General features: G+C 72.5%; 22 protein-coding genes and 1 pseudogene. 10 read left to right on the forward strand and 13 right to left on the reverse strand.

Annotated elements, in window-relative coordinates; translation table 11 throughout:
• Positions 1-27 precede the first annotated feature (27 nt).
• Genes HCK04_RS32545 through HCK04_RS32555 form a run of 3 tightly spaced genes read right to left on the reverse strand, consistent with a single transcriptional unit; the run spans position 28 to position 2,827 of the window.
• A complete protein-coding gene (locus tag HCK04_RS32545) occupies positions 28-1,053 on the reverse strand; it encodes an ABC transporter permease (RefSeq protein ID WP_142651205.1) in 1,026 nt (341 codons plus the stop codon).
• Positions 1,050-1,829, reverse strand: a complete 780-nt coding sequence (locus HCK04_RS32550; RefSeq protein WP_168066447.1) for an ATP-binding cassette domain-containing protein — start codon at positions 1,827-1,829, stop codon at positions 1,050-1,052. The genes HCK04_RS32545 and HCK04_RS32550 overlap by 4 nt, the downstream gene beginning before the upstream one ends.
• A 17-nt stretch (positions 1,830-1,846) precedes the next feature.
• On the reverse strand, positions 1,847-2,827 hold the full coding sequence (locus HCK04_RS32555; protein WP_142651206.1) for a substrate-binding domain-containing protein: 981 nt from the start codon (positions 2,825-2,827) through the stop codon (positions 1,847-1,849).
• 206 nt (positions 2,828-3,033) lie between these two features.
• Between HCK04_RS32555 and HCK04_RS32560 the strand changes: the two genes are divergently transcribed.
• The 3 genes from HCK04_RS32560 to HCK04_RS32570 all read left to right on the forward strand — a co-directional run bounded on the left by HCK04_RS32560 (position 3,034) and on the right by HCK04_RS32570 (position 6,523).
• The gene (locus tag HCK04_RS32560) at positions 3,034-4,050 is read left to right on the forward strand and encodes a LacI family DNA-binding transcriptional regulator (protein ID WP_142651207.1); all 1,017 of its coding nucleotides are present in this window, start codon (positions 3,034-3,036) and stop codon (positions 4,048-4,050) included.
• 18 nt (positions 4,051-4,068) lie between these two features.
• Complete coding sequence (locus HCK04_RS32565; RefSeq protein WP_142651208.1) at positions 4,069-5,157, forward strand: M20 family metallopeptidase; 1,089 nt, start codon at positions 4,069-4,071, stop codon at positions 5,155-5,157.
• Between the two features lie 184 nt (positions 5,158-5,341).
• The gene (locus HCK04_RS32570) at positions 5,342-6,523 is read left to right on the forward strand and encodes a cytochrome P450 (RefSeq protein ID WP_142651223.1); all 1,182 of its coding nucleotides are present in this window, start codon (positions 5,342-5,344) and stop codon (positions 6,521-6,523) included.
• A 109-nt stretch (positions 6,524-6,632) separates the two neighbouring features.
• Here HCK04_RS32570 and HCK04_RS32575 read toward each other — a convergent pair whose 3' ends face one another.
• A complete protein-coding gene (locus HCK04_RS32575; RefSeq protein WP_142651209.1) occupies positions 6,633-7,937 on the reverse strand; it encodes an ammonium transporter in 1,305 nt (434 codons plus the stop codon).
• Positions 7,938-8,064: 127 nt separating this feature from the next.
• Complete coding sequence (locus tag HCK04_RS32580) at positions 8,065-8,886, reverse strand: dienelactone hydrolase family protein (protein ID WP_205830984.1); 822 nt, start codon at positions 8,884-8,886, stop codon at positions 8,065-8,067.
• A gap of 74 nt (positions 8,887-8,960) precedes the next feature.
• On the opposite strand from HCK04_RS32580, the gene HCK04_RS32585 reads away from it, so the two are divergent.
• Positions 8,961-9,797 carry a helix-turn-helix transcriptional regulator gene (locus HCK04_RS32585; protein WP_168066449.1) on the forward strand — a complete coding sequence of 279 codons (837 nt, stop codon included), beginning with the start codon at positions 8,961-8,963 and terminating at the stop codon, positions 9,795-9,797.
• A 204-nt stretch (positions 9,798-10,001) separates the two neighbouring features.
• On the opposite strand, the pseudogene HCK04_RS32590 reads toward HCK04_RS32585, so the two are convergent.
• Both HCK04_RS32590 and HCK04_RS32595 read right to left on the reverse strand, forming a co-directional pair.
• Positions 10,002-10,516 (reverse strand): annotated as a pseudogene (locus HCK04_RS32590) (catalase); the annotation flags it as partial.
• A gap of 245 nt (positions 10,517-10,761) precedes the next feature.
• Positions 10,762-11,328, reverse strand: coding sequence for a TetR family transcriptional regulator (locus HCK04_RS32595; protein ID WP_168066451.1), 567 nt, complete (start codon positions 11,326-11,328; stop codon positions 10,762-10,764).
• 116 nt (positions 11,329-11,444) lie between these two features.
• On the opposite strand from HCK04_RS32595, the gene HCK04_RS32600 reads away from it, so the two are divergent.
• Both HCK04_RS32600 and HCK04_RS32605 read left to right on the forward strand, forming a co-directional pair.
• Positions 11,445-12,206, forward strand: a complete 762-nt coding sequence (locus tag HCK04_RS32600; RefSeq protein ID WP_142651210.1) for an SDR family oxidoreductase — start codon at positions 11,445-11,447, stop codon at positions 12,204-12,206.
• Between the two features lie 11 nt (positions 12,207-12,217).
• Positions 12,218-13,189, forward strand: a complete 972-nt coding sequence (locus HCK04_RS32605; protein WP_142651211.1) for an alpha/beta hydrolase fold domain-containing protein — start codon at positions 12,218-12,220, stop codon at positions 13,187-13,189.
• A gap of 68 nt (positions 13,190-13,257) precedes the next feature.
• Here the strand turns inward: HCK04_RS32605 and atzF are convergent, their stop codons facing one another.
• Genes atzF through HCK04_RS32625 form a run of 4 tightly spaced genes read right to left on the reverse strand, consistent with a single transcriptional unit; the run spans position 13,258 to position 19,868 of the window.
• The gene (atzF, locus tag HCK04_RS32610) at positions 13,258-14,925 is read right to left on the reverse strand and encodes an allophanate hydrolase (RefSeq protein WP_142651212.1); all 1,668 of its coding nucleotides are present in this window, start codon (positions 14,923-14,925) and stop codon (positions 13,258-13,260) included.
• Positions 14,918-18,448 (reverse strand): 5-oxoprolinase/urea amidolyase family protein, encoded by a 3,531-nt coding sequence (locus HCK04_RS32615; RefSeq protein ID WP_142651213.1) that lies wholly within the window; start codon positions 18,446-18,448, stop codon positions 14,918-14,920. Before HCK04_RS32615 ends, atzF begins: the two co-directional genes overlap by 8 nt.
• The gene (locus HCK04_RS32620; protein ID WP_142651214.1) at positions 18,445-19,056 is read right to left on the reverse strand and encodes an urea amidolyase associated protein UAAP2; all 612 of its coding nucleotides are present in this window, start codon (positions 19,054-19,056) and stop codon (positions 18,445-18,447) included. The genes HCK04_RS32615 and HCK04_RS32620 overlap by 4 nt, the downstream gene beginning before the upstream one ends.
• Positions 19,053-19,868, reverse strand: coding sequence for an urea amidolyase associated protein UAAP1 (locus HCK04_RS32625; RefSeq protein ID WP_142651215.1), 816 nt, complete (start codon positions 19,866-19,868; stop codon positions 19,053-19,055). Before HCK04_RS32625 ends, HCK04_RS32620 begins: the two co-directional genes overlap by 4 nt.
• 160 nt (positions 19,869-20,028) lie before the next feature.
• On the opposite strand from HCK04_RS32625, the gene HCK04_RS32630 reads away from it, so the two are divergent.
• The gene (locus HCK04_RS32630) at positions 20,029-20,709 is read left to right on the forward strand and encodes a TetR/AcrR family transcriptional regulator (RefSeq protein ID WP_205830985.1); all 681 of its coding nucleotides are present in this window, start codon (positions 20,029-20,031) and stop codon (positions 20,707-20,709) included.
• Here the strand turns inward: HCK04_RS32630 and HCK04_RS32635 are convergent.
• Together HCK04_RS32635 and HCK04_RS32640 are read right to left on the reverse strand one after the other, a co-directional pair.
• A complete protein-coding gene (locus tag HCK04_RS32635) occupies positions 20,641-22,188 on the reverse strand; it encodes an amino acid permease (RefSeq protein WP_142651217.1) in 1,548 nt (515 codons plus the stop codon). The genes HCK04_RS32630 and HCK04_RS32635 overlap by 69 nt on opposite strands.
• Positions 22,189-22,819: 631 nt before the next feature.
• Positions 22,820-23,680 (reverse strand): class I SAM-dependent methyltransferase, encoded by an 861-nt coding sequence (locus HCK04_RS32640; RefSeq protein WP_205830986.1) that lies wholly within the window; start codon positions 23,678-23,680, stop codon positions 22,820-22,822.
• A 352-nt stretch (positions 23,681-24,032) separates the two neighbouring features.
• On the opposite strand from HCK04_RS32640, the gene HCK04_RS32645 reads away from it, so the two are divergent.
• From HCK04_RS32645 to HCK04_RS32655, 3 genes are all read left to right on the forward strand, one after another.
• Positions 24,033-25,382 (forward strand): MFS transporter, encoded by a 1,350-nt coding sequence (locus HCK04_RS32645; protein WP_205830987.1) that lies wholly within the window; start codon positions 24,033-24,035, stop codon positions 25,380-25,382.
• Positions 25,383-25,785: 403 nt separating this feature from the next.
• Positions 25,786-25,968: a hypothetical protein gene (locus HCK04_RS32650; RefSeq protein WP_142651218.1), complete on the forward strand. Its 183-nt coding sequence runs from the start codon at positions 25,786-25,788 to the stop codon at positions 25,966-25,968.
• 18 nt (positions 25,969-25,986) lie between these two features.
• On the forward strand, positions 25,987-26,133 hold the full coding sequence (locus HCK04_RS32655) for a hypothetical protein (protein WP_168066453.1): 147 nt from the start codon (positions 25,987-25,989) through the stop codon (positions 26,131-26,133).
• The last annotated feature ends 15 nt before the right edge of the window (positions 26,134-26,148 follow it).

Genomic DNA, 26,148 nt, shown 5'->3' on the forward strand with positions numbered 1-26,148 from the left:
CGGCCGGAGGCCGGGGAGCCGGGGACGTCATTTCCGGATCGCCCCGAACTTCGCCCACACCTTGCTGTTGGCGAAGATGGCCAGCAGCAGGATGCCGCCCTGGACGATCTGCACATAGAACGGCGACACGTGCAGCAGCACCAGGCCGTTGGCGATCACGCCGAGCGTGAGCGCGCCGAGGATCGTGCCGAGCATGCTCGCCCGGCCGCCGAAGAGGCTGGTGCCGCCGAGCACGACGGCCGTGATTACCTCCAGCTCGAAGCCGGATCCGGCGTTGGACGAGCCGGAGCTGAGGCGGGTGGCGATCAGCACGCCTGCGACCGCCGCCGCCAGGCCGGTGAGCACATAGACGGTCAGCCCGACCTTCCGCGTGTTCACACCGGCGCGGCGCAGCGACTCGCCGTTGGAGCCGAGGCCGATGACATAGCGGCCGAACGGCGTCCGGGTGAGGACGAGCCAGCCGGCGAGCGCGACGACCACGGCGAGGATGGCCGGGACCGGCACCCCGGCGATGCGACCCTGGCCGATCTGGACGATCCAGAGGTCCCCGTCGATGGGGGTCGAGTAGCCCTCGGTGGCGCGCAGCGCCGTACCCCGCATGATCGACAGCATGGCGAGCGTGACGATGAACGGTGGGATGTTCTGATAGGAGGAGAACCACCCGTTCACGAACCCGATCAGCGCGCCGAGCGCGAGGATCGCGACCAGGGCGAGGGTGGGGTTCCACCCGTGCTGCAGCACGATCGCGAGCAGCGACCCGGACAGCGCGACGGTGGACCCGACCGACAGGTCGATGCCGGACGTGCTGATCACGAAGGTCATCGCGGTCGCCACGACCAGCGTGGGGGCGATCTGCCGCAACAGGTTGAGGATGTTGCCGGTCGTGGCGAACCGGTCGGCGGAGAACGCGAAGAAGATCAGCAGGGCCACCAGAACGGCCGCGATGGCGATCGTCTGCGCGTGCCGGCCGATGTGGGCGCTGGCCCTGGCCGACCTGGTGGTGACGACCCTCTGGCTGGTCCCGGGTCCGGTGGCGGTCTTGGCGGCGGTCACCGTCGCCTCCCCTCCTTGTCCTCCTCGTCGTGGGCGACGATCTCCGACACGAGCCGTTCGAGGCTGGTGCTCCGGGCGTCCAGGTCGGCCCTGAGCGTGCCCTCGTACATGACGCACAGCCGGTCGCAGACCCGGAAGAGGTCCTGCAGGCGGTGCGTGATGAGGATCACCGAGACGTCCTGGGCCGAGACCGTCTTGATCAGTTCGAGGACGGTCTCGACCTCGGCGACGGCGAGCGCCGCCGTCGGCTCGTCGAGGATGAGCAGTTTCGGGCCGAACGTCACCGCCCGGGCGATGGCCACCGCCTGCCGCTGGCCGCCGGACAGCCCTCCGACGGGGATGTCCGTCAGCGGGATCCGGATGTTCAGGGCGTCGAGGTGGCGACGGGCGTCCGCGTGCATCTTGCGCACGTCGAGCATCATCCCGCCGGCCCTGCGCGGCTCCCTGCCGAGGAACAGGTTCCCGGCCACGTCGATGTCGTCGCAGAGCGCGAGGTCCTGGTAGACCATCTCGATGCCGAGTTCGCGGGCGTCCTTGGGGCTGGCGAAGGAGACCGGCCGGCCGTCGAAGACGATCTCGCCGGAGTCCGGCACGACGGCGCCGGCCAGCACCTTCATGAGGGTGGACTTGCCGGCGGCGTTGTCGCCGACGAGCCCCACCACCTCTCCCGGGCCGACGCGCAGCGTCACCCCACGCAGCGCGTCGACCATTCCGTAGCGCTTGCGGATGTCGCGCATGACCACCCGGTCGACGCGCCCCGCCTCTTGGTCCGTCATGCGAGTCCCTTCACCGCTCACTTGAAGGTGGCGCGGTACGGGTCGACGTTGTCCTTGGTCACGATCGTCACGGGCACGTCGATGTTCTTCTTCGCCTGGGCGCCGCCGATCAGGGCCTTGGCCTCCTTGACCGCCTCGTAGCCCTCGGTCTTCGGGTCCTGCTGGACCACCCCGGCGACGAACCCCTCGTCGATGCCGTCGATGGCCTCCTTGGTCAGGTCCCAGCCGAAGACCTTGATCCGGTCGGCCGCGTTCTGCGACTTCACCGCGGCGACCGTGCCGAGCAGGGCCGGCTCGCCGGTGGCGTAGACGATGTTCATGTCGGAGCGGGAGGTGAGCAGGTTCTCCGCGGCCGTCATCGCCGTCTCCTGCTTGTTCTGCCCGTCGACGGTCTGCACGATCTTCGCGCCGGCGCCCTCGACGGTCTTGTTGAAGTCGTCCTTGCGGATGTTCTGGATGAAGGAGTTCAGCGCACCCACCACGCCGATCTTCGGCGCGCTCAGTCCCTGCGCCTGGGCCCACTTGTTGACGAACTCGCCCGCCTGCCGGGCCGCCGCCGCGTTGTCCACGCCCACCTGGGTGTCGACGGCGGGCGAGTCGACGATCGCGTCGACGGCGACGACCTTCAGTCCGGCGTCCTTGGCGATCTTCACGGCGGGCTTGATGCCCTCGACGTCGATGGCGACCACGATGACCGCGTCGAACTGCTGCTGGACGAAGTTGTCGATGGCCTCGTTCTGCTTGGCCGGGTCGTCGTTGGCGTTGAAGATCGTGAGATCGACGTTGGCCTCCTTCGCCGCCTGCTGGGCGCCGGCGTTCATCTCGTTGAAGAAGATCGCCTGCTGGTTGATCTGGACCAGTCCGACCCGCGGCCGGTCTCCGCCGGAGCCTCCGGAAGCGCCGGAGTCGTCCGAGCCGCCACACGCCGCCGCCAGGAGGCCGGTGGCCAGGATCGTCGTCGCCGCTGTCAGGCGGATGAGCCTCGTGGATCGAGCCATGAGAGAGGAACCTTTCGGGGGGGCGGGCAGAGATGAGTCACCGGTTGGGTAATCGATTACCCGAGTTTCGGGCATGCTAGTGGGGTCAAAAAAGCAGCGTCAAGATGCAGTTTCCTCACTAAACCTCTATCGTTCCTTGTGATCCCGGCAGTGCAGGACGCTGCAAGGTCGATCATTGGTAAAGATCAAGGGAAATCGATTACACGATGGGCGTGACGATTCACGACGTGGCACGAGCGGCCGGTGTCTCCGTGGCCTCGGCCTCCCGTGCCCTCTCGGGGCGGCGCAAGGTCACGCCCGAGATCGCCGAGCGGGTGGCGCGCGCCGCCGGCGAGCTCGGTTACCAGCCGAACGCGGTCGCCAAGGCACTGCGTGACCAGACCACCGGCACCATCGGCATGGTCGTGCCGGGCATCGGCAACCCGTTCTTCACGACGATCGTCGAGGCGGTGGAGCGCGAGCTGCAGAACTCCGGCACCGACCTGCTGCTGTGCTCGTCCCAGTACAGCCCCGAGATCGAGGCGCGCAGGCTGGAGACCCTGCTGGCCCGGCGCGTGGACGGGCTGATCATCAGCCCGTGCGACATCGAGGCCAGCGTCCCCGCGGTGCTCGACGCGGCCCGCCGGGTGCCGCTGGTGCAGCTCGACCGCCACATCGAGGGGGGCGGGGCCGACTGGGTGGGCGTGGACGACGAGGCCGGGCTGGCCCTCGCGGTCGACCACGTGATCGCGGGCGGGGCCCGTTCCGTGGTCTTCGCCGGGAGCCGGCTGGTGAGCTCCTCCGCCCGGTTGCGGCTCAGCGGTTTCGAACGCGCCGCCGCGCGGACCGGCGTCGAGGTTCTGCCGCCACTGCTGGGCGAGTTCACCCTCGAATGGGGCGTCGAGGCCGGGCGCATGCTGCTCGACGCCGGGCGGCTGCCGGACGCCGTCGTCTGCGCGAACGACGAGATCGCCGTGGGCCTCGTGCGGTCGCTGCGGTTCGGCGGCAAGCGCGTCCCCGGGGACGTGGCAGTGGTGGGGTTCGACGACGTGGGACACGCGACCATGTGCGATCCGCCCCTCAGCACCGTGCGCCAGCCGGTGGAGGAGATGGCGGCCGAGGCCGTGCGCCTGCTCGGCCAGGTCAAGGCCGGCGACCCCCGGCCCGCGCAGCGCATCGCCATCGCTCCCAGGCTCGTCGTACGGCAGACCAGCCGGCCGGTGGCGGCCGGCGTCGCGGACTGAGTGAGGGAAGGAGGCCGCGTGGACGATGCGGTCGAGCTGACACGCGAGCTGATCAGGATCGACTCGGTGGGCGGAGGCGAGGCCGCGGTCGCCGAACCCCTCGCGAGACGGCTGTCGGACGCCGGTTTCGCGGTGCGCACGCACGAGCACGCGCCGGGCCGCACCGGGCTGGTCGCCCGCTGGGGGACGGGCGAACCGGTGACGCTGACCGGGCACCTCGACACGGTGCCGCTGGGCGGGCAGGCGTGGCGGCATGCGCCGCACGGCGCGGAGATCGACGGCGACCGCCTGTACGGGCGCGGTTCGAGCGACATGAAGGCCGGCGTCGCCGCACTGGTGGTCGCCGCCGAGCGGCACGTGCGCCGCACCGGGCCGAAGACCGCGCTGGAGTTGGTCTTCACCGTGGGCGAGGAGACCGGCTGCGAGGGCGCGGCGGACATGGTGGCCGCCGGCCTGGTGAGCAGGTCGCGCGCGCTGCTGGTGGCCGAGCCGACCGCCAACCGGGTGCTGCTCGGGCACAAGGGCGCCCTGTGGCTGGAGGCCACGACGCGGGGCACGACGGCGCACGGCTCGATGCCGCACCTGGGCGACAACGCGATCTACAAGCTCGCCCGCGTCATCGGCGCCGTCGAGACGTTCGACCCCGGGGTGCCGGACCACCCCTGGCTCGGCCCCTCCACGGTGAACGTGGGAACGGTGCGCGGCGGGATCAACGTGAACTCGGTGCCCGATCTGGCCGCCGCGACCATCGACCTGCGCACCGTCGCCGGCCAGGACCACGGACGGCTCCGCGAGCGGCTGCAGGCCGCGCTCGGCGACGAGGCGACCCTCGACGTGCTCGTGGACCTGCCCGCGATCTGGACGGAGCCGGACGACCCCGTCGTACGGACCCTGGTCGAGGCGGGGGCGGGCGCGCCCGGCGACCACCCTGCCGCCAGCTATTTCACCGACGCCTCGGTCCTCGCCGTCGCCTGCGGCGGGGCGCCTACGGTCGTCTGCGGCCCGGGTGAGCCCGAGCAGGCGCACGTCACCGACGAGTACTGCCTGGTCCACCGGATCGAGGAGGCCGTCGAGATCTACAGCACCGCACTCGCGCGCCTCGTCTGACCGGCGCGAGCGGCCCGGTGACCGGCTGTCCGGCATCGGACGCCGCCGCTCTGCCGGGGCACCTGCGTGGGCCGCCACAGTCGTGTCCACGACCGTCCACGGCGGACACCGGACGGTTATGGTCGGATTTATGGCAAGGTGATCAACACGCTTCCGGTCCACCCGAGGAGGTCGCGTGCGCGACATGTCCCCGCCTCTGCACATGCGGCGGGACGGATTCCATCCCGCCCCAGAGCTCTCCGCGCTGCGGAACGACGAAGGGGTGGCCAAGATCCGCACCGTCTTCGGCTCCGACGCCTGGCTGGTCACCAGGTTCGAGGACGTCCGTACGGTGCTGAGCCATCCCGAGCTGTACAGCAACGCGCTCGTGCCGCCGCTCCGGCCGCCGGGCGCGCCGCCGCCGAGCCCGGAGGAGGTCGCCGCGATGCGCGCCGGCAACCTGCTCGGCTCCGACCCTCCCGAGCACACCCGGCTGCGGCGGATGCTCACGGCCGAGTTCACCGTCCGCCGGATGCGGCGGCTGGAGCCCCGGGTCCAGCAGATCGTCGACGACCATCTGGACGCCATGGAGCGCGGCGGGCCGCCCGCCGATCTGGTGACCGACTTCGCCCTCCCGGTGCCCTCGCTGGTGATCTGCGAGCTGCTGGGCGTGCCGTACGCCGACCGGGCCGGCTTCCAGGACACGTCCAAGCGGCTCCTCGACGTGTCCCTGTCGCCGGACGAACGCGCGGCGGCGGCGGCGGAGTCCCGGGCGTACATCGCGAGCCTGATCAAGATGTTCCGGAAGGATCCCGGCGAGGACCTGCTCGGGATGCTCGTACGCGAGCACGGCGACGAGCTGAGCGACGCCGAGCTCGCCGGCATCGGCAGCCTGCTGCTGCTCGCCGGGCACGAGACCACGGCCAACATGCTGTCGCTGGGCACGTTCGCCCTGCTGCGGCACCCCGACCAGCTCGCGCTGCTGCGCGAGGAGCCCGACCGCGTGGACGCCGCCGTCGAGGAGCTGCTGCGGTGGCTGAGCATCGTGCATTCCGGCACGATCAAGCTCACCACGACCGAGGTCCGGCTGGGCGGACAGACCATCGGCGCCGGCGAGACCGTCATCTGCTCCCTTCCCGCCGCGAACCGCGACCCGGGGCTCTTCTCGAACCCGGACGAGCTGGACATCCTCCGGGATGCCGCCGGGCACGTCGCGTTCGGGCACGGCATCCATCACTGCCTCGGTGCACCCCTGGCCCGCATGGAGCTGCGCATCGCGTTCCCCGCCCTGCTGAGCAGGTTCCCCGGCCTGCGGCTGGCGGGCGAGCCCCGGTTCCGCTCCATGACCGTCGTCCACGGCCTGACCACGATGCCGATCGCCTGGTAGGCGTCCTGGCAGGCGCTCCGCTCACCACCGAGCGGCCGGCCCTCCGGCGTCCGACGCCAAGGGCCGGCTCTCGCCCGCACCCGTCGAGATCGCGGACGGACCTGGTCGATCAGGTCGTGGGGCGCGGATCCGGCTGCGCCGGCACGGGGCGGTGGGTGCGCAGCCGTACGGCGTGGTCGAGAACGCCGTGGTCATAGGCGGTCTCCGCGTGCAGCGCCAGGTCGACGCCGGACACCTCGTCCTCCTCGCTCACCCGGAAGCCCATGATCCGGTGGATCAGCTTGCCGATCCCGTAGGTGACCGCGAAGGCGTACAGCGCGACCACCGGCACCGCCAGCGCCTGCTTGCCGAGCTGGGCCAGCCCGCCGCCGTACAGCAGGCCGCGGGGGCCGTCGGCGCCGGTGAGGGTGCGGGTGGCCAGCAGCCCGATGAGCAGGGTGCCGACGACGCCGCCGACCAGGTGCACGCCGACCACGTCGAGGGAGTCGTCGTAGCCGTGCCGGAACTTCCTGCCGACCGCCTGCGAGCAGATCATGCCCGCGGCCAGGCCGATGACCAGCGCGCCCAGCACGTCGACCGAGCCGCACGACGGGGTGATCGCGACCAGCCCGGCCACGACGCCGGAGGCGACCCCGAACGTGGTGGGGTGGCCGTCGCGGCGCTGCTCCACCAGCAGCCAGCCCAGCAGGCCGGTGCACCCCGCGGCCAGGGTGTTGAGGAAGACGGCGGCGGCGGTGCCGTTCGCGGCCAGCGCAGAACCGGCGTTGAACCCGAACCAGCCGAACCACAGCAGCCCGGCGCCGAGCAGCACCAGGGGCAGGTTGTGCGGGCGCATGGCCTCGGCCTTGAACCCGATCCGCGGCCCGAGCACCAGCGCCATGGCGAGCCCGGAGGCACCCGAGGTGATCTCCACGACCAGCCCGCCCGCGTAGTCGAGCGTGCCCAGGCTCTGGATCCAGCCGCCGGGGCCCCACACCCAGTGCGCGATGGGCGCGTAGACGACGAGCGCCCACACCGGGACGAAGACCATCCAGGCCGAGAAGCGGGCCCGGTCGGCGATGGCGCCGCTGATCAGGGCCGCGGTGATGACGGCGAAGGTGAGCTGGAAGGTCGCGAACAGCAGCGTCGGCACCTGGCCGGTGACCGACTCGGTGGTGATGTCGTGCAGCCCCACGTGGGCGAGGCCGCCGATCAGGCCCCCGATGTCGGGGCCGAACGCCAGGCTGTAGCCGGCGGCCAGCCAGACGAGGGTGACGAGGGCGATCGAGACGAAGCTCATCATGATCATGTTGAGCACGCTCTTGGCCCTGACCATCCCGCCGTAGAAGAAGGCCAGGCCGGGCGTCATCAGCAGGACGAGCGCGGTGCAGGCCAGGAGCCAGGCCGTGGCGCCGCCATCTACCTTCACCGGCATGTCATCGCCTCACACTCCTCGGGGTGGTCGTCCGGCGGATCCGCCACGGGCGCACCATGAGACTCACCGCCGGCCGTTTCACGGCGTTTCCGGGTGTGTTACCGCGATGTTTCTTATTTCGAGGGCATTACCGGCTCCTCACCGGACCTTCGTCCGAGCCGTGCTTCGAGCCGTGCTTCGAGCCGTGCTCGGCCAGTTCCGCGGCCAGCAGCTCCCGCACGCGCCGCCAGGCGTCGCCGGCCGCCGCGGCGTCGAACGTGTCGCGGCGGTCGCAGAGGAACCCGTGACCGACGCCCGGATATTCGGCGATCTCGTGGCGTACGGCGGCGGCCCGCAGCGCGTCCGCGATCGCCCGGCGATGGTCCGGCGGCACGACGTGGTCCTCGGCGCCCACGAGGACCAGCACGCGCCCGGTGATGCCGGGGGTCAGCGCGAGCGTCGGCTCCGGGCGGCCGAGGGGGATGTCGGTGCCCGGGATCCAGCCGCCGTAGGCGACGATCACCGCCGCGAGGTCCAGGCGGGTGGCCGCGAGGTAGGCCACATGACCACCGACGCTCAGGCCGGCCATGCCGACGCGCGCGCAGCCCCGCGTACGCAGGTGATCGACGGCGGCGCGCACGTCGGCCAGCGCGTGGTCCCGCGTCATCCGGTGCAGGAGTTCGAAGCCGCGCTCGCGGCCCGCCGCGTCGTGCGGGAGTTCGATCATGGGGGCGTCGCGGTGATAGAGGTCCGGTGCCAGCGCGACGTATCCGTCCGCGGCCAGCCGCTCGCAGACGTCGCGTACGTGGGCGCTGACGCCGAAGAGCTCCATCGCCACGACCACGCCGGGGAAGCGCCCCGGGCCGGCCGGGCGGGCGAGGAAGCCGCCCATCCGCGACCCGTCGGCGACGGTCATCTCGACCGACTCGGTGAGGATCCGGTGGGAGGCAGGCGAAGGTCGTGTGGTCACGCGACGACGCTAATGTCGCCTCATCGCCGCAACCACAGGACGTTCATGCTAGTAACCGCAGTATCAGGATCGTCATGACCGATGCCGCCGATCCCGCACGGCTGAGGGAGCTGGGCGACTTCCTGCGCTCCCGGAGAGACCGCCTGAGCCCGGCCGACGTGGGGCTTCCCCCGGGCGCCCGGCGCCGCACGCCCGGCCTGCGCCGGGAGGAGGTCGCCACGCTCGCCGCGATCTCCCCGACCTACCTCGCCTTCCTGGAGCAGGGCCGCGACGTGCGCCCCTCGCGTCAGGTCCTCGACGCGCTGGCCGGCGCCCTGCGTCTTGACGCCGCCGAGCGTGCGCACCTGCACGAGCTCGTCCATCACGCCGCGCCACCGGCCGCCACGCCGAGCGGGGAGAGCATCTCCCCCGCTCTCGCGGAGCTCGTCGACCGGCTCGACCCGTGCCCCGCGTACGTCACGGGACGGCGCTGGGACGTGCTCGCGGCCGACCGCGCCGCGCGTGCGCTGTGGACCGACTGGCTCGTGCTGCCGCCCGAGGACCGCAACATGCTCTGGTGGATGTTCGCCGACCCGGCCGCGCGCACCGTCTTCGTGGAGTGGGAGCAGGAGGCGTCCGCGCTGCTCGCGCGCTTCCGTTCCGCCGCCGCCCGCCATGCCGGCGACCCCGCTTTCGCGGAGCTGGCCGCCCGGCTCAAGGCCGCCAGCCCGCAGGTGCGCGCGTGGTGGCCGCGGCACGACATCGCGCCGCTGAGCTCGGGCACCAAGCGGTTGCGGCATCCGGTGCTCGGCGAGCTCGAACTGCGGCACGTCGTGCTGCTCACCGCCGACGACGTCGAGCAGAAGCTCGTCGCGTTCCTCGCCTCGGACGCCGACCAGGCGCGGATCGCCGAACTGATCGCCGCCGGTTAGTGCCCGCGGCGTCAGGCCACCGAGGCGGGGAACCGTTCCCAGACCCGGTGGGCGGCCATCAACCGCCGCACGGCGGTGAAGACCTCCGTGGCCGAGTCGCCGGACACCACGCCCGGTGTGCCGGAGACTACCGGGGTTGGCGCGGATCTTCCTCGCCCTGGCGACCTCGACCGGGGTGTCGGTGAACGCGTTCTCGGCGTCACCGGCGACGAACGGGTTGCCGCCGTCCAGCGAGTTCGGCCGGTAGGGCGCGACCCCGGCGTGTACGGCGTGCTGATGGAAGCCGTCCCGGAACATGTCGTTGACCGGGCAGTGCGCCCGGTTGACCGGGATCTGCGCGAAGTTCGGGCCGCCCAGCCGGGTGATCTGGGTGTCGAGGTAGGAGAACAGCCGCGTCTGCAGCAGCGGGTCGTCGGTGACGTCGATGCCCGGCGGCAGGTGACCGACGTGGGAGGCGACGCCTCGTCGACGAGCCGGAAGGTGTGGACGCCGAAGCCCTCCATCATCCGGTAGGAGCGCGGGATCCCGCGGTCGGACATGTTCCACATGGTGTGGTGCTGCGCCTCGGTGTGCAGGGACACGAAGTCCCAGAACGTGTCGTGGGCGCTCTGCGCCTGGGGGATCTCCCGGTCCGGGTGCGGCTTGCCCGCGTGGATGACGTCGGGGAACTTGACGCCGTCCTGGATGAAGAACACCGGGATGTTGTTGGCGACCAGGTCCCCTCGACGGTCGCCGGGGCGCTGCCCGGCGACCCGGGGACGTCCGGCGTCAGGAGGTCGGTCACCTTCTCGGCCGCGTTCTCCACGACATCCTTGACGGCCTTGGCGGGCTTGCCGGCATCCATTCGGCGAAATCCTCCATGGAGCGATCCGGGCACGTCCGCGCCGCGGTACCCGCAGGTAGGAGAGCCGAACACGCCGGTCCGCCCGAGGACCGGCCGCCGCGGCACCATGCGTGCCCGGTGTTACTTCAGGGCGTTCGCGGCGAGCCGGAGATCGGTGAAGGCCCGGTCGAGATGGGCGTGCAGGTCGTCGGCGGGGTCGGCGCCCCACCGGCGGATGGCGGCCGCGTAGGTGTCCATGCCCACCTGGGCGCACAGGGCCGCGAGCGGCTCGGCGACGCCGCGGGCGCGGAGTGCCTCGGTGAGCGCGGCGACGAGGGCCGCGCTCTTGGCCAGTGCCCGTTCCTGCAGGGCCGGCGTGGCGGCGATGACCGGCGCCCGCCGCCTGGTGACCGGGAGGTTGCGTTCGATCAGCGGCACGGCCTGGTGGAACGCGGCCCGCAGGGTGGGCAGCGGCTTGGTGCCGGCCGGCACCGCCGCGACCGCGCCGGTCAGCAGGTCGCGCAGCTGGGCCTCGCCGTCGAAGAAGACCTCGCGCTTGTCGGCGAAGTGGCGGAAGAAGGTCCGCTCGGTGACCCCGGCGCGGGCGGCGATGTCCCCGGTCGTGGTCTTGTCGTAGCCACGCTCCAGATACAGCTCCAGCGCGGCCTCCTGGAGGCGCAGCCGCACTTCATCCCCGTTCCGTGGCACGGCTGTGACCCTATCACAGGCGACAGTGACTGACACGAAGTTGCGTCAGTGACTGTCGCATCGTACAGTCAGCGACTGACGCAAATGCGTCAGTCACTGACGTTAAGAAGGTCATCGTGGAACAGCGATTCACCGGCAGGACGGTCGTGGTCACCGGAGCCGGTTCCGGCATCGGCGAGGGCATCGCACGGCGGTTCGCGGCCGAAGGGGCCAACGTCGTGCTCGCCGCGCGGCGCAAGGACCGGCTGGAGGCCCTCGCGGCCGAGCTCGGCGCCCACCGTGCGCTCCCCGTCGCCACCGACGTCACCCGCCAGGACGAGGTGCGGGCGATGATCGACGCCGGCGCCGCCCGGTTCGGCGGCATCGACGTCCTGGTCTCCAACGCCGGCGTCGGCCTCGGCAAGGAGTTCGCGGACACGACACTGGCGGACTGGCGGCTCCTCATGAGCACCGACGTCGACAGCTGCTTCTTCGGCGCGCAGGCGGCGCTGCCGTACCTGAAGGACAGCCGCGGCAGCATCGTCCACATCGCCTCGGCCTCCGGCCTCGGCGGCGACCGCATGCTCACCGCCTACAACGCGGCCAAGGGCGCGGTCGTGAACTTCACCCGCGGGCTCGCCTTCGACCTCGGCCATTTCGGCATCCGGGTGAACACCGTCGCCCCGTCGCTGACCGGACCGGAAGAACTGGCGGCCGAGCACGCCGACCTCGTCGAACGCTTCAACCAGCGCCGGGCGCTCGCCGGCTTCAGCACCCCGGCCGACGTCGCCGCCGCCGTCGGCTTCCTGGCCTCGGACGACGCCCGTTTCATCACCGGCGTCATCCTGCCCGTCGACGGCGGCATCACCGCCGGCAGCGGCCAGCCCTCCCTGTTCTGAAAGGACCTCCCATGCCCGGAATCAACGACGCGCTCGACCCGGAGCTCGCCACCGCGTTCGCCGCGATGCCCAAGGCCGCGAACGGCACCCTGCTCGACCTCTCCGACATCCCTGGCCTGCGCGCGCGGATGCGCGCGGCCCGCGCCCACCTGGCCCCGGCCCCTGCGGACCCGCGGGTCACGATCGAGACGCTGCGCATCCCCCGGGCCGACCGGACCGAGCTCGAAGTGGTCCTCTATCGCCCGGCCGGCGCCGGGCACGCCCTCCCCGCGCTGGTCTGGTTCCACGCCGGCGCCCAGGTCCTCGGCGACAACGCCCGCGACGACGACGCCTACCACACCGCCCTGGCCCTGGACCTCGGCCGCGTCCTGGCCGCCGTCGTCTACCGGCTCGCCCCGGAGACCCCGGCTCCCGGTGCCGCCGAGGACGGCTACCTCGCCTACACCCACCTCGTCGAGCACGCCGCCGAGCACCGGATCGACCCGCACCGGATCGGGCTCGCCGGTGCCAGCGGCGGCGGAGCGCCCGCCGCGGCCACCGCGCTCATGGTGCGCGATCGGCACGCCGTACGGCCGTGCTCGCTGTCCCTGCTCTACCCGATGCTCGACGACCGCCTGGAGTCGCCGTCGAGCTTCGAGGCCGTCTCCGAGGTCGTCTTCACCCGTACGGACATGCGGCTCGCCTGGGCCGCGGTCCTGGGCGACCGGCTGGACACGGACGACGTGCACCCCTACTCCGCGCCCGGCCGGGCCACCGATCTCGCCGGCCTGCCGGACACCTTCGTCGCCGTCGCCCAGTTCGACGTGCTGCGCGACGAGGGCATCGACTTCGCCCGCCGGCTGACCGCCGCCGGTGTGCCGGTCGACCTGCACCTCTACGCCCGCGCGTTCCACGCATGGGATCGCTTCGCGGCCACGTCGGCCCTGGCCCGCTCGTTCGAGCAGACGTGGCACGCCTTCCTCCGCCGCAGCCTGCACGGCTGAGCCGCCTCCGAGCCCGGCGGCCGCAGGCGTACCCGGGAGTTCACGCCTCCCGGATGCTGACGGCGGCGTCAGGGTGCCGGTCGGCCGTGAACCGCCTGTGACCGGAGGTAGGCGCGCCATCCCCCGTGCCCGGTGATGTCGGCCGCGCCCCGCAGCCCTTCGGGGGCGCAGAGGAAGCCCGGCACGTTCGCGCCGTCGGCCAGCTCGACCTGGCCGAACGTCATCGGGCGGGGAAGGGCCGCGAGCATGTCGCCCAGCCCTTCGGCGGGCAGCTCCCACACCTCGCACTCGATGGCCGCGCCGCCTTCGGCGACCCGTACGAGCCCGGGTTTGGGCGGGTCGGTGGCCAGGGCGTGCAGCCGATAACGCGCGGCGGTCGTGGAGGCGGCCACCAGGCGGGCGCCGCGCGTGATGAGCTCGTGGTTGAGCGGCTGTCCCGACAGGTGCGCGCCGACCACCGCGAGCCGTACGACCGGCTGGAGCAGCCGGGCGATGGCGGCCAGGTCGTCGTCGGCGTGGGCCCGGCCGACGAGCATGACGCCGTACGGCAGGCCGTCCACCTGCCCGGCCGGTATGGCAAGCGCGCACATGTCGAAGAGGTTGACGAAGTTGGTGAAGCGGCCGAGGTCGCTGTTGACGCCGACGGGGTCGGCCGCGACCTGTGCCGGCGTGGGATGGCGCGGGGTGACCGGCAGGAGCAGCGCGTCGCGGTCGCCCAGCAGGGAGAAGGCCCGCTCCCGCAGCTCCGCGAGCCGTTCCCGGTCGGCGAACAGGCGGTGGGCGGGCAGGTCGCGGGCGGCGGTGATGATGGAGGCGACGACCGGATCCAGGTCGGGGCCGCCCTTCTCGACGAACGCGCCGACGGCGGTGTAGCGCTCGGCGACGAACGCCCCCTGGTAGAGCAGCGCGGCGGCCTCCAGGAAGGGGCCGGGGTCGATCGGGCCGGTCTCCACGCCCGCCCAGGCCAGCCGTCCCGCCGTCGCCTCGAACGCCTCGGCCCAGCCCGGGGCCAGCGGGCCGAGATCGGCGGTGGCGGGCACGGCCACCCGCCACGGCCCTGTACGGCGGGCCGGACGGGACGCGGGCCGTGCGGAGGAGCCGGTCATCATGGCCAGTGCCCGCTGGGCCTCGGGGAGCGTGCGGGCGAAGACGCTGACGCAGTCGAGGCTCCGGCAGGCAGGCACCACGCCGTCCGCAGAGATCAGGCCACGGGTCGGCTTGATCCCCACGATGCCGTTGAAGGCGGCCGGAACCCGGCCCGAGCCCGCGGTGTCGGTGCCGAGCGCGAGGTCGGCCAGGCCGAGTGCGACGGCGACCGCCGAGCCCGAGCTGGATCCCCCGGAGATCCGGGCCGGGTCCGTGGCGGCGCGCACCGCGCCGTACGGGCTGCGGGTGCCCACGAGCCCGGTGGCGAACTGGTCCAGGTTGGTGGTGCCGAGCACGATCGCGCCGGCCTCGCGCAGGGCGGCCACGGCGGGGGCGTCGGCGTCCGGGAGGTAGGCGTAGGAGGGGCAGCCCGCGGTGGTCGGCAGTCCGGCCACGTCGATGTTGCCCTTCACCGCCAGCAGGCGGCCCGCGAGGGGAAGGTCTTCGCCGCCCGCCACCCGGGCGTCCACGGCGGCGGCCTCGTCCTCAACGTCGGCCTGCGGCCGCAGGTCGATCCAGATCTCCGGACGGCCGGTCTCGGCGATCCGCGCGTAGGCCCTGCGGACCCGGTCCAGTGCCGTCTCAGCCACGATCACTCCTCAGCACCACCATCGGGACGCCCGCCTCGACCTGCTCGCCGGGCCTGACCAGGACGCGTTCGACCACGCCGTCCTCCGGGGCCAGGACGGCGGACTCCATCTTCATCGCCTCCAGCACGATCAGCGGTTCCCCCGCGGCGACCCGCCTGCCGGGTGTGACGCCGATCTGCCAGACGCTCGCGGCGAACTCCGCCTCCACCACCCGGCAGCCCGGCGGGACGTCCAGCTCGGTCTCGGCCGGGCCCGGTGGCTGCTCCGCGCGGTCGAACTCGCCCGCCGCCTGCCAGGCCGCGCGCTCGGCCGCGAAGGCGGCGGCCTGCCGTTCGCGGAAGGCCGCGATGGAGCCGGCGTGCTCGTCGAGGAAGCGGCGATAGTCGGCGAGCCGGAACACTCCTTCTTCGATCTTGGGTTCGAGGCGCCCGGCCGCCAGGTCGGCGCGCAGTTCGAGCAGCTCTTCGGCCGTCACCGGATACCAGCGGATCCGGTCGAAGAAGCGCAGCAGCCAGGGCGAGCCGGGCTCGAACGCGCCGCGCTGCTGCCAGCTCGACCACACCTGCGTGGTGCGGCCGACGAACTGGTAGCCGCCCGGTCCCTCCATGCCGTAGATGCACAGGTACGCGCCGCCGATGCCGACGGAGTTCTCGGCGGTCCAGGTGCGGGCGGGGTTGTACTTGGTCGTGACCAGGCGGTGCCGGGGATCGAGCGGGGTGGCCACGGGCGCGCCGAGATAGACGTCGCCGAGCCCGAGGACGAGATATTCGGCGTCGAAGACGATGCGATGGACCTCGGCCTCGTCCTCCAGGCCGTTCACCCGCCGGATGAACTCGATGTTCGACGGGCACCAGGGCGCGTCGTCGCGCACGCCCGCCATGTAGCGGGCGATGGCCTCCCGGGTGGCGGGATCGTCCCACGACAGGGGCAGGTGGACGACGCGGCTGGGCACCTCCAGCTCCCCGGTGGGCGGCAGACCGGCCTCGATGTGGAGCAGTTCGACCAGCAGGTCGCGCTGCGAGAGCACGGCCGGGTCGAGATGGACCTGAAGCGACCGGATGCCGGGGGTGAGGTCGACGACACCAGGCAGGTCGCGGGCGGCGACCGCCTCCGACAGCGCGTGCACCCGCATGCGCAGGCCCAGGTCGAGCTCCATCGGGCCATACTCGACGAGGATGTTGTCGTCGCCGCTGCGCCGGTAGGTGACGGCGGGCCGCTCGCCGGTCTCGGGGAGACGGTGCAGCACGCCGCCGTCGCCGGGGACGCCGATCGCGGGCGGCACGGGGACGAAGGTGACGGTGTCTCCCGGCCGGAGCTGGCCGAGTTTCCAGCGTTCCGAGGTGACGACGGTGGCCGGGCACACGAACCCGCCGAGCGAGGGGCCGTCGGGGCCGAGCACGACCGGCATGTCGCCGGTGTAGTCCACCGCGCCCACCGAATAGGGGGTGTCGTGGATGTTGGACGGATGCAGTCCCGCCTCTCCCCCGTCGAGGCGGGCCCAGCGCGGTTTGGGGCCGACCAGGCGGACGCCGGTGCGCGCGGAGTTGTGGTGGACCTTCCACTGGGCGGCGTAGAAGTCGCGGATGTCCTCGTCGGTGAAGAACTCGGGGTTGGCGTGCGGGCCCTCGACCACGCCGATCCGCCAGGCGTGCCCGAACTCGGGCCGCTCCGCCAGGGTTACACCACCGTCCGCGCCGCCGTCGTAGAGGCGGCCCCCGTGAAGGACGTCACCCGCGCGCAGGGCCCGGCCGCCGTGGCCGCCGAACCCGCCGAGCGTGAACGTCGCGGCGCTGCCCAGATAGGCGGGCACGTCGAACCCGCCCGCGACGAGCAGGTAGACCCGCAGCCCCGGCCCTTCGGCGGCGCCGATGTCCAGCACGCCGCCGGCGGGCACGGTGACCGGCTCCCACTGCGGCACCGGCGTGCCGTCCACGGTGACGGGCGTGGGCGCGCCGGTGACGCAGACGGTGGCGGCGTGGCTGAAGCGCAGCGCCGGGCCCCGCAGCGTGCACTCCAGGCCGGGCGCGCCGGGGTCGTTGCCGAGGACGGCGTTGCCATATCTGAAGGAGCGGTCGTCCATCGGTCCGGACGGCGGCACGCCCACCTGCCAGTAGCCGGCGCGTCCCGGCCAGTCCTGCACGGTCGTGAGCGTGCCGGGCCGCACCACCTCGACGCGCCGGGAGCCGTCGGCGAGCCCGGCCAGGGTGGCGGTGCCGTGCGTTGCCGCCCGTACGGAGGGGTCGCCGGCGGCGGCGCGCAGCAGCCCGACGTTGGTCTCGACGCCGTCGATCCTGGTCTCGGCCAGCGCCGCGGCCAGCCGGTCGAGTGCCTGTTCCCGGTCGGCGCCGTGCGCGATCACCTTGGCGAGCAGCGGGTCGTAGGCGCTGCTCACCTGGGTGCCCGTCTCGACCCAGCCGTCGACCCGTACGCCCGGGGGGAACGAGACGTGGGTGAGCAGGCCCGCGCTGGGCCGGTGGTCGCGGCTAGGGTCCTCGGCGTAGACCCGGGCCTCGACGGCGTGGCCGACGGCCACGGGCGGGGTGCGCAGGGCGGCGTGCACGTGCCCCGCGTCGCCCTGGGCCAGGCGCAGCATCCACTCGACCAGGTCGACGCCGTAGATCGCCTCGGTGACCGGGTGCTCCACCTGGAGACGGGTGTTGACCTCCAGGAAGTACGGCTCGGCGCGCACGGGGTCGTAGATGAACTCGACGGTGCCGGCCGACCGGTAGCGCACGGAGGCGCACAGACCGGCGGCGCTGTCGGCGAGCCTGGCCCGCACCAGCGGCGGCAGGCCGGGCGCGGGTGCCTCCTCCAGCACCTTCTGGTGGCGCCGCTGCAGCGAGCAGTCGCGGTCGCCGAGCGCGACGACGTTGCCCATGCCGTCGCCGAAGACCTGCACCTCGACATGCCGGCCCCCCTCGACCAGGCGCTCCAGGAACAGCCCGGCCGAGGCGAAGCTCGCGGCGGCCGTACGCTCGACGCTCTGCCACGCCTGGGCCAGTTCGCCGGCGTCGCGGCAGGCGCGCATGCCGATGCCGCCGCCTCCGCCGGTGGCCTTGAGCATGACCGGATAGCCGATGTCGCTCGCGGCGTCCAGGGCCGCGTCGAGGTCGGGGAGCAGGCCGGTGCCGGGGAGCAGGGGCACCCCGGCCGCCTCGGCGGCGGCGCGGGCGGTGTGCTTGGCCCCGAACAGGTCGAGCTGCTCGGGAGTGGGACCGACGAAGGCCAGCCCTGCGGCCTCGACCCGGCGCGCGAAGGCGGCGTCCTCCGACAGGAAGCCGTAACCGGGGTGGACGGCGTCCGCGCCGCTGTCCAGGGCGGCCCGCAGCACCCGGTCGGCATCGAGGTAGCTCTCCCTGGCCGGAGCGGGGCCGAGCCGTACGGCGTGGTCGGCCAGGCGGACGTGGGCGGCGCCCCGGTCGGCGTCGGAGTAGACGGCGACCGTGCGCAGCCCGAGGCGGCGGGCGGTGGCGATGACGCGGACGGCGATCTCGCCCCGGTTGGCGACGAGGAGGGTGTTCATCGCACCGTCATCCGTACGGGCGTGGGATCGAAGCCGTTGCACGGGTTGTTGATCTGCGGGCAGTTGGAGACCAGGACCAGCACGTCGGTCTCGGCGCGCAGGGTGACCGCGAGGCCGGGAGCGGAGATGCCGTCCACGATGCCGAGCGTGCCGTCGGCCTCGACCGGGACGTTCATGAACCAGTTGATGTTGCTGACCAGGTCGCGCTTGCCGAGCCCGTGGCGGCTGCCCTCGATGAGGAAGTTCTCGACGCAGGCGTGCTGGGAGTAGGTGTGGTGCCCGTAGCGCAGGGTGTTGGACTCCTTGGAGCAGGCGCCGCCGACGGTGTCGTGGCGGCCGCAGGTGTCCGCGACGACGGTCATCAGCGGGGTGTGCTCGTTCGACAGCAGCACGCTGCCGGTGGTGAGGAAGATGTTGCCCTGGGCGTGGATGGTGTCGGGGGCGCTGTAGCGCACGGCCGTGTCGTGCGCGTCGTACAGCAGGAAGTCGACCGCCTGGTTGCCGCCGAGGTCGGTGATGGTCAGCTCCTGCCCGGCGCGGATGACGGCCGACCAGGGGGCGCGGGCGGCGACGGTGACGTCGAGCACGGACGTGTCGGTGAGGGTCATCGGGTCACCTCGGCGGTGTTGAGGAAGGCGCGGCGGCCTTCGGGGCTCGCCTGCCACAGGGGGTCGTCGGGTGCGGTGGGCCGGGCGCGCCAGGCCAGGACCTCCAGCGGGGTGCAGGTGTAGGCGGGGCGCGGGTCGATGGGGTGCGCGGTGTTGGCGATGAGCACGACCAGCGGCATCTCGGCGCGCAGGGTGACCGACGCGCCGGGCCCGGCCGAGCCGGTGAAGATCAGGCCGCCGTCGGGGCCGACCCTGACCCCCTGGAAGAAGGAGATCGACGGGGGCAGGTCCCGGGGCTGCAGGCCGTGCTTGGCGGCGGCCAGCGTGAACAGCTCCCGCCCGGCGGGGGACGCGCCCTGCGGCGAGCCGTCGCCGTACCGCTCGATGTTGCGCCGCAGGGTGGAGGTCCCGCAGATGGTGTCGTGGCGGCCGGAGGTGTCGGCGACCATCGAGGCCAGCACGCGGCCCTGGTCCGACAGCAGCAGGTGGCCTTCGCCGATGTAGGCGTTCCACAGCACCTTGACGGTGTCGGCGACGTTGAGCCGTTCCCAGGGGCGGCCCTCGACGTAGAGCAGCAGGTGTGCGCAGGCGTCGCCGGCCAGGTCGGTGAGGCGCAGCTCGGTGCCCCGGGCCAGCACCTTGTGGGTGTAGCCGCCCCCGGCGACGGTCTCGGCCCACACGAGGTCGGCGGGGTCGACGCCGTCCGGCGGGGCGGGCCAGTCGGAGGCCGGGAGCACCGGCATGGTGTCGCTCGTGGTGCCTTCCTGTGCTCGGGCGTGCTCGCGCGCGCCGTACGTCGTGCTGGTCGCCATGACGCGATCTCCTCGGGGGGTGGAAGTTCCGGGGGCGAATTTCTGTCGCACGACAGAAATTAGGCGGCGCATGTTTCCTCTCACGCGCCGCGACGTTTCCCATCCGTTACCGGAAGCGCACAGCGGCGGCGCCCGTCCGGAGGTGTGCGACGATCGTCCGGTGAGTGCCAGTTCCACCGTCAGAAGAGTCGGCAGGCCGCGAGCCGTCGAACGGCCCCGAAGTGAGCTGAGCCCCCGGGAGGAGATCCTGACGGCGGCGGCGGAGTTGTTCACGACGCACGGCTACGCCGCGACCTCGACGCGGGCGATGGCCGAGCGGGCCGGGATCAGGCAGGCGTCGATCTACCACTATTTCGGCGGCAAGGAGGACATCCTCGCCGAACTGCTGGAGAGCACGGTGCGGCCCTCGCTGGAGACCGCCCGCGCTCTCACCGGCGGCACGCCGGAGCAGCGGCTGTGGGAGCTGTGCTACTGCGACGCCAGGCTGCTGTGCTCGGGCCCCCACAACCTGGGCGCGCTCTATCTGCTGCCCGAGGTGCACACCGAACGGTTCGCCGCCTTCCGCCGCATGCGCGACGAGCTCAAGGACACGTACGGCCGGCTGCTGGCGGAAACCTCCGCCGGAGCGGCGCTGACGCCCGCCGAGCGGGCGCTGCGCACCGATCTGCTGTTCGCGCTGATCGAGGGCGTCATCCTGATCCGCAGGGACGCTCCGGGCGAGATGGCCGCCGACGTCCTGGAGACGCTGGCGGCCGCCACCGCCGACGCGGCGCTACGCCTGGCCGGCGTTCCCGACGGGGATCTGCCCGGCCTGCGCGACACGGGCCGCGGGCCGGCGTAGCCGCCGGTAGAGCGCGCCCAGGGCCACGACCGCCGCCAGGAAGAGCACGGTGAACCACTGGAAGAACCAGTGGCCGGTGATCGGCGCGTACACCTCGGCCCTCGGCCACGCCAGGTTGACCGCCATCGCCAGGCCGTAGCAGAGGGCCAGCGCGTTGACCGGCAGGCCCCAGCGGCCCATGCTGAACAGCCGGCTGCCGTCCTCGGCGAACCCGGCCGGCGCCCCGCCCCGCCAGCCGCCGCGCAGGCGCTGGAGCAGCAGCGGGCCCGTCACCATCGCGTACGCCAGGTAGAGCAGCACGATGCAGGTGGTGCCGATGGCCAGGAACGCCTCCGGAGAGGCGAAGTTGAGCAGCAGGATGGCCGCCGCGCCCATCCCGGTGACCAGCGCGGGCCCGGTCGGCATCCCGCTGCGGGGCGAGACCCTGGACAGCGCCTTGGACCAGGGCATCGCCCCGTCGCGCGACATGGAGAACAGCATCCTGGTGGCGGCGGTCTGGATCGCCAGGGTCGCCACGGTGATCGCGAGCACCACGTCGGCCAGCAGCAGCTTGCCCACCCAGTCGCCCAGCCTGCTGGTGAGCACGTACGACAGGCCCTCGGAGGCCAGCCTCCCGTCGGTCAGGCTGGGCGCGGCGAGCAGACCGGCGAACAGGATGAGCCCCCCGAGCACCCCGGCCGCCGTGAGCGCGGTCAGGATCGTACGCGGCGCGACCCGCCGGGGGTTGCGGGTCTCCTCGCTCAGCTCCCCCGCGCTGTCGAACCCGATGAGGACGTAGGCGGCGGTGAACGAGCCGACCAGCAGCGCGCCGATGGCTCCGCCTTGCCCGCCGGTGCTGAGCGTGATGCCGGGGCCGTGCTCGGCGTGGGTGAGCAGCAGCACCACGATGAGCACCGCCCCGATGATCTCGGCGGTGACGCCGATCCCGTTGACCCGGGCGAGAACGCGGTTGTCGACGACGTTGATGGTCGTGGTGAGCGCGAGCAGCACCAGGCCGAGGATCGCGGCGTTGGCCGCACCGGTGGCCGTCGTGGGCGTGGGGTCGCCGCCGACGAGCTGGAAGCCCGGCCAGATCGCGGGCAGCACGACCTGGAGGGCGAGCGCCGCCGCCGCGATCACCACGATCTGCCCGAGGATCATGATCCACCCGGCGAACCAGCCGAACGCCGCCGTGCTGAGCCGCGTCGACCACTGGTAGATGGAGCCGGAGATCGGATAGCGGGCCGCCAGCTCGGCGAAGTTGAGGGCGACCAGGATCTGCCCGGCCAGCACCACGGGCCAGGTCCAGAAGAAGGCGGGGCCTCCGAAGGCGTACCCGAACGCGAAGAACTGGAAGACCGTGGTCAGCACGGAGATGAAGGAGAATCCGGCGGCGAAGGAGGCGTACCTGCCCATGCTGCGGTGCAGCTCCTGGCGGTAGCCGAACGTCTGCAGGGCGCTCTCGTCGGTGGGGGGCGAGGAAGGGACGGTGACGGCCATCGGGGCTCCGGGCGCTGGGGGGATTTCTGTCGATTGACAGATATGTACGGGGCCGTCGTTTCCCCGGCGTCACGCGCGCGTTCATCCGCCGTAACGCATCCCTCACCGCCCGACCGTCGCTCGCCCGCTGCGGGCATCCCCTGATCGGTCCGCACAGCGGGGCCTGCTCGGGCAGGTCGTTGCCGAGGCGCAGCTCGGCGCGCACCCGGCCCGGCCGGGCCGGGACGGTGAACTCGATCGCCCCGCCGCGCGTGAGGTGCTGGTCGAGCGGCGTCCGGCCATCGGCGACGACGCGCAGCGAGCCGTCGGTGAGCGCGTCGAGCGAGCGCACGCGCGGCGCCTCACCCGGACGTCGCCGCCGATGACGGACACGAAGTGTCCGCCCCGCTTGGCCTCGATACACGTTCCACCCTTCATGCGGGCGATGACCGCCGGGTGGCCTGGACCTGAACGTCGGGCGAGGCCTTGTCTCATGGACTCGCGCCGGTGGCGGCTGACTCGTCATGGCCAGGAAGTGCTGGAGCACGCGGAGCCGGACAGCATGCGCCACAGGCTCTGCCGACGCCACATGTGAGGCCGGCCTTCATCGTGCGCCTTCATCGTGCTCAGTGCGCCGCGCGCACCATAGTGCTCAGTGCGCCGCGCGCACCGCCGAGACCAGTCCGCCGGCGCCCTCGTCAAGCTGCGGCGGGGTCAGCATCGGGCGCCCGTAGACCTCGGCGCGCTCACGCAGGGTGAAGGTCTCCGCCTCCCAGCCGAGGCCGTGCAGCCAGCCGACCGGGTCTTCCGGCATCTCCCAGACCCACATCGATGCCGCCGATCCCGGAGTGGCGTCCTCGCGGAAGCGTTCGAGCACACCGCGCGAGCCCAGTGTCAGACCCAGCCTGCTGCCTGCGGCGGACAGCGCGCCGACCCGTTCGAGCAGCGACTGCACCGCGTCCTCGGGCAGATAGATCAGCAGTCCCTCGGCGATCCACACCGTCGGCTGCGCCGGATCGTGCCCGGCCGCGGCCAAGGCGCCGGGCCAGTCCTCATGCAGGTCGACCGGGACGGTGATCCGCTCGCAGCGCGGAACGGCCCGCTCCTGACGCAGCACCGACGCCTTGAAGTCCAGCGGTTCGGCTGTGTCGACCTCGAACAGCCGGGTCCCCTCAGGCCAGTCCATCCGGAAGGCCCTGCTGTCCATCCCGGCTCCGAGCAGCACGACCTGCCGGACGCCGGACGCGACCGCCCGCTCGAGCAGGTCGTCGAGGAACTTCGTCCGGATGACGATCGAGAAGGCCACACCGAGCCGGCGGCACTGCGCCGCCTCGTCCGCGCGCGGGGGCGGCGGCGCCCCAGGGTCTCTCCCACCGGCCATGGCGAAGGCCTGCGCCAGCGGGTCGCGGAACAGCGGCTGCTCGCGTGCCGTCTCCATCGCCCTCACCCGGGCCACGCCCACGGCCGTGGCCCACACCCCGGACGGCTCGACCCGTCCCCCCGCATCAGTCACGCGTTCAGCCTAGCCAGCGCAAAGACCCGAGCGTAGATCGGCGATCGACGCGGCCCTCCGCCTGGACATCTTCCAAGGAAACGATGTCGTCGAGCACTCAGGCAGCTCTTCTGGTTCACCGGACAGCCGGCGTCGGTGATCGTGATGTCGACGCTGAACCCGCTGCCCACGATGTGTCCGTGCACCTGGCGCCACCGTCCCCCTCTCCAGCCGGCGGCGGGCCACCTCCGGAGGAAGCCTGGTCAAACCTTCTCCGGGTGTGATCCGCGCCATATTTTCGGTCTGACCGGAATCCTTCTCTCGGCTCGAGGTGTTGCCATTCCGGACAATCGCCCCAAAGAAGGACAAAGAAGTGCCCTTGCCTGCGGCGACGCTGCGCTCTTTTCGCCATCACAACTACCGCCTCTGGGCAGGAGCAGACCTGGTCTCGGTCACTGGCACCTGGATGCAGGTGCTGGGTGTCAACTGGCTGATCCTCTCGGCCACCGGATCGGCGACCAGCGTGGGCCTCAGCCTGGTCCTCCAGGCCGCACCCACGCTCCTGCTGGGGCTGTGGGGCGGCTCCCTGGCCGACCGGCTCCCCGCCCGCCCGGTCGTGCTCGCCACGCAGGTGGCTCAGGCGGCGCTCGCCGCTCTCCTCGCGCTCACCGCCGCGGGCGCCCCCGGCTCCGTGGCACCGGTGTACGCCATCGTGTTCGCGAGCGGCGTCGTGAACGCCATCGGCGGCCCGGCCCTCGGCAGATTCGGGGCCGAGGTGGTCCCCGCGCGGGACCTGCCGAACGCCTTCGCGCTGGGATCGATCATCAATTCGGCCGGCCGCATCCTCGGCATGAGCCTGGCCGGGGCCCTTCTCCCACTCACCGGCACGGCCGGCCTGTTCCTCGTCAACGCCCTGAGCTTCGCCGCCGTCATCGTGGCCGTCCTCGCCATGCGCGCCTCCGAGATGCACCGGCTCCTGCACTCCGAGACGGACCGGGGCGGGGTGCGCGCCGGCCTGTCCTACGTGCTTCGCACGCCCTGGCTCGTGGTGCTGCTGGCGCTCGCGCTGATTCTGGGCAGCCTGGGCCGCAACTACCAGGTCACCATGGCGGCGATGAGCTCCGGACCGCTGGCCGCCGGCGCCGGAGGATACGGGCTGCTGTCGACGATCTTCGCGATCGGCACGGTGATCGGCGGGGTGATCGCCGCCGGACGTCCCCGCCTCACGGTGGCCCTGCTGCTCGTCACCGCGCTGCTGACCGGCGTGGGCCAGAGCGTCAGCGGCTTCATGCCCGGCCTGGCCGCCTTCGGCGCGCTCATGCTGCCGATCGCCGCCGGCGCTGTGATCATCGACACCACCCTCGCGACCCGCGCCCAGCTGGACAGCCCCGACCACATGCGCGGCCGGGTCATCGCCGTCCAAGGCGTGGTCAGCGCGGGCGCGGGGGCCATCGGCGGGCCGCTTCTCGGCCTGCTCTGCGACATCGTGGGCCCCCGCGTGACTTTGCAGGTCACCGGTGTCGTGGTGGTCCTGGCCACCGTGGCCGCCGGGCTCGCCCTGGCCCGGCTGCGCGGGCGCGCGCCGGCCCGGCCCGCACTCGCGCATGCGGCTCCCCTTCAGTTGCCGCCCGAGCCTGAGCCGCCCGGCCGGGAGCCCGCCCAGCAGCGTGTCCCCGCCGGTGTGGCGTCCGGTCCGGCCGAGCAGGCGCCCGCGCTGGCATGATCCGTCCGCCCTGGGCGTCTCCCCGACCGAGCGCCGCCCCTGCGCCCTGCACCCGCACGGGGTCGGTACGTCGCGCGCTGCGTCCAGGTTGAAGCTGCGCCAGTTCGCAGACGCGATCTACCCGGTTCTCCAACAGCACGGAAGAACGTCTGCCGCATCGAACAGTTCCCGTCGCGGCATATTCGCCGACCGTGGGATCGGCCGGAACCGTCCTCACGACGTCCACAGCGGTTAGCGTGCAGTCGGCTGCGACCCTACTCGCCGAACCGCTGCCGGGCGTCTGGCCCGAGATCGCCCGGAGGCTGGTGCGCCAGGCCCACCGCGAGCACCCGTACTCCGCCTGAGGCTCCGCACCCTGGTCACCGCCGGCGATTCGGCCCATTCTTGGGTGGGAGGTGCCGGCATGCTCTACCGGATCCTGGCGGACACGATCACGAGCTGGGTGGACGCGGACATCCCCCGCGACGACGGCGAGCGGCCCTCGGGCACGCGGCTGCGCGGGGCGTGGGCGTCGGGCGGTCCGTGCTCCTCGCTGAACGGGCTGCCCCTGCCACCGCTGAACAACCGCCGGGTCCGGTTCTGGTAGACCGAGGAGGGCTGGCGCGTGTACGGCCGGAACCATTGGGCCGAGCTGCGCGAGGCGGGTCACACCGTACGGGTGATCCGCATCAAGAACGCCCCGGGCTCACGGGTGGCCTACCGCGACCGCTACCAGGTCGCCCTTCTCCCTCCGTCGTCAGGAAAGCACTGACGACCGCCGCCGGAT

The sequence above is a fragment of the Microbispora sp. CL1-1 genome, assembly GCF_012034195.1.
Classification (GTDB): Bacteria; Actinomycetota; Actinomycetes; order Streptosporangiales; family Streptosporangiaceae; genus Microbispora.

What these genes read in the sequence shown, in the direction of transcription:
- HCK04_RS32550 (WP_168066447.1), bottom strand. Translation starts at nt 1,829, where the DNA reads ATGACGGACCAAGAGGCGGGGCGCGTCGACCGGGTGGTCATGCGCGAC.
- HCK04_RS32555 (WP_142651206.1), bottom strand. Translation starts at nt 2,827, where the DNA reads ATGGCTCGATCCACGAGGCTCATCCGCCTGACAGCGGCGACGACGATC.
- HCK04_RS32560 (WP_142651207.1), top strand. Translation starts at nt 3,034, where the DNA reads ATGGGCGTGACGATTCACGACGTGGCACGAGCGGCCGGTGTCTCCGTG.
- HCK04_RS32570 (WP_142651223.1), top strand. Translation starts at nt 5,342, where the DNA reads ATGTCCCCGCCTCTGCACATGCGGCGGGACGGATTCCATCCCGCCCCA.
- HCK04_RS32575 (WP_142651209.1), bottom strand. Translation starts at nt 7,937, where the DNA reads ATGCCGGTGAAGGTAGATGGCGGCGCCACGGCCTGGCTCCTGGCCTGC.
- HCK04_RS32585 (WP_168066449.1), top strand. Translation starts at nt 8,961, where the DNA reads ATGACCGATGCCGCCGATCCCGCACGGCTGAGGGAGCTGGGCGACTTC.
- HCK04_RS32605 (WP_142651211.1), top strand. Translation starts at nt 12,218, where the DNA reads ATGCCCGGAATCAACGACGCGCTCGACCCGGAGCTCGCCACCGCGTTC.
- HCK04_RS32615 (WP_142651213.1), bottom strand. Translation starts at nt 18,448, where the DNA reads ATGAACACCCTCCTCGTCGCCAACCGGGGCGAGATCGCCGTCCGCGTC.
- HCK04_RS32620 (WP_142651214.1), bottom strand. Translation starts at nt 19,056, where the DNA reads ATGACCCTCACCGACACGTCCGTGCTCGACGTCACCGTCGCCGCCCGC.
- HCK04_RS32625 (WP_142651215.1), bottom strand. Translation starts at nt 19,868, where the DNA reads ATGGCGACCAGCACGACGTACGGCGCGCGCGAGCACGCCCGAGCACAG.
- HCK04_RS32635 (WP_142651217.1), bottom strand. Translation starts at nt 22,188, where the DNA reads ATGGCCGTCACCGTCCCTTCCTCGCCCCCCACCGACGAGAGCGCCCTG.
- HCK04_RS32650 (WP_142651218.1), top strand. Translation starts at nt 25,786, where the DNA reads ATGCTCTACCGGATCCTGGCGGACACGATCACGAGCTGGGTGGACGCG.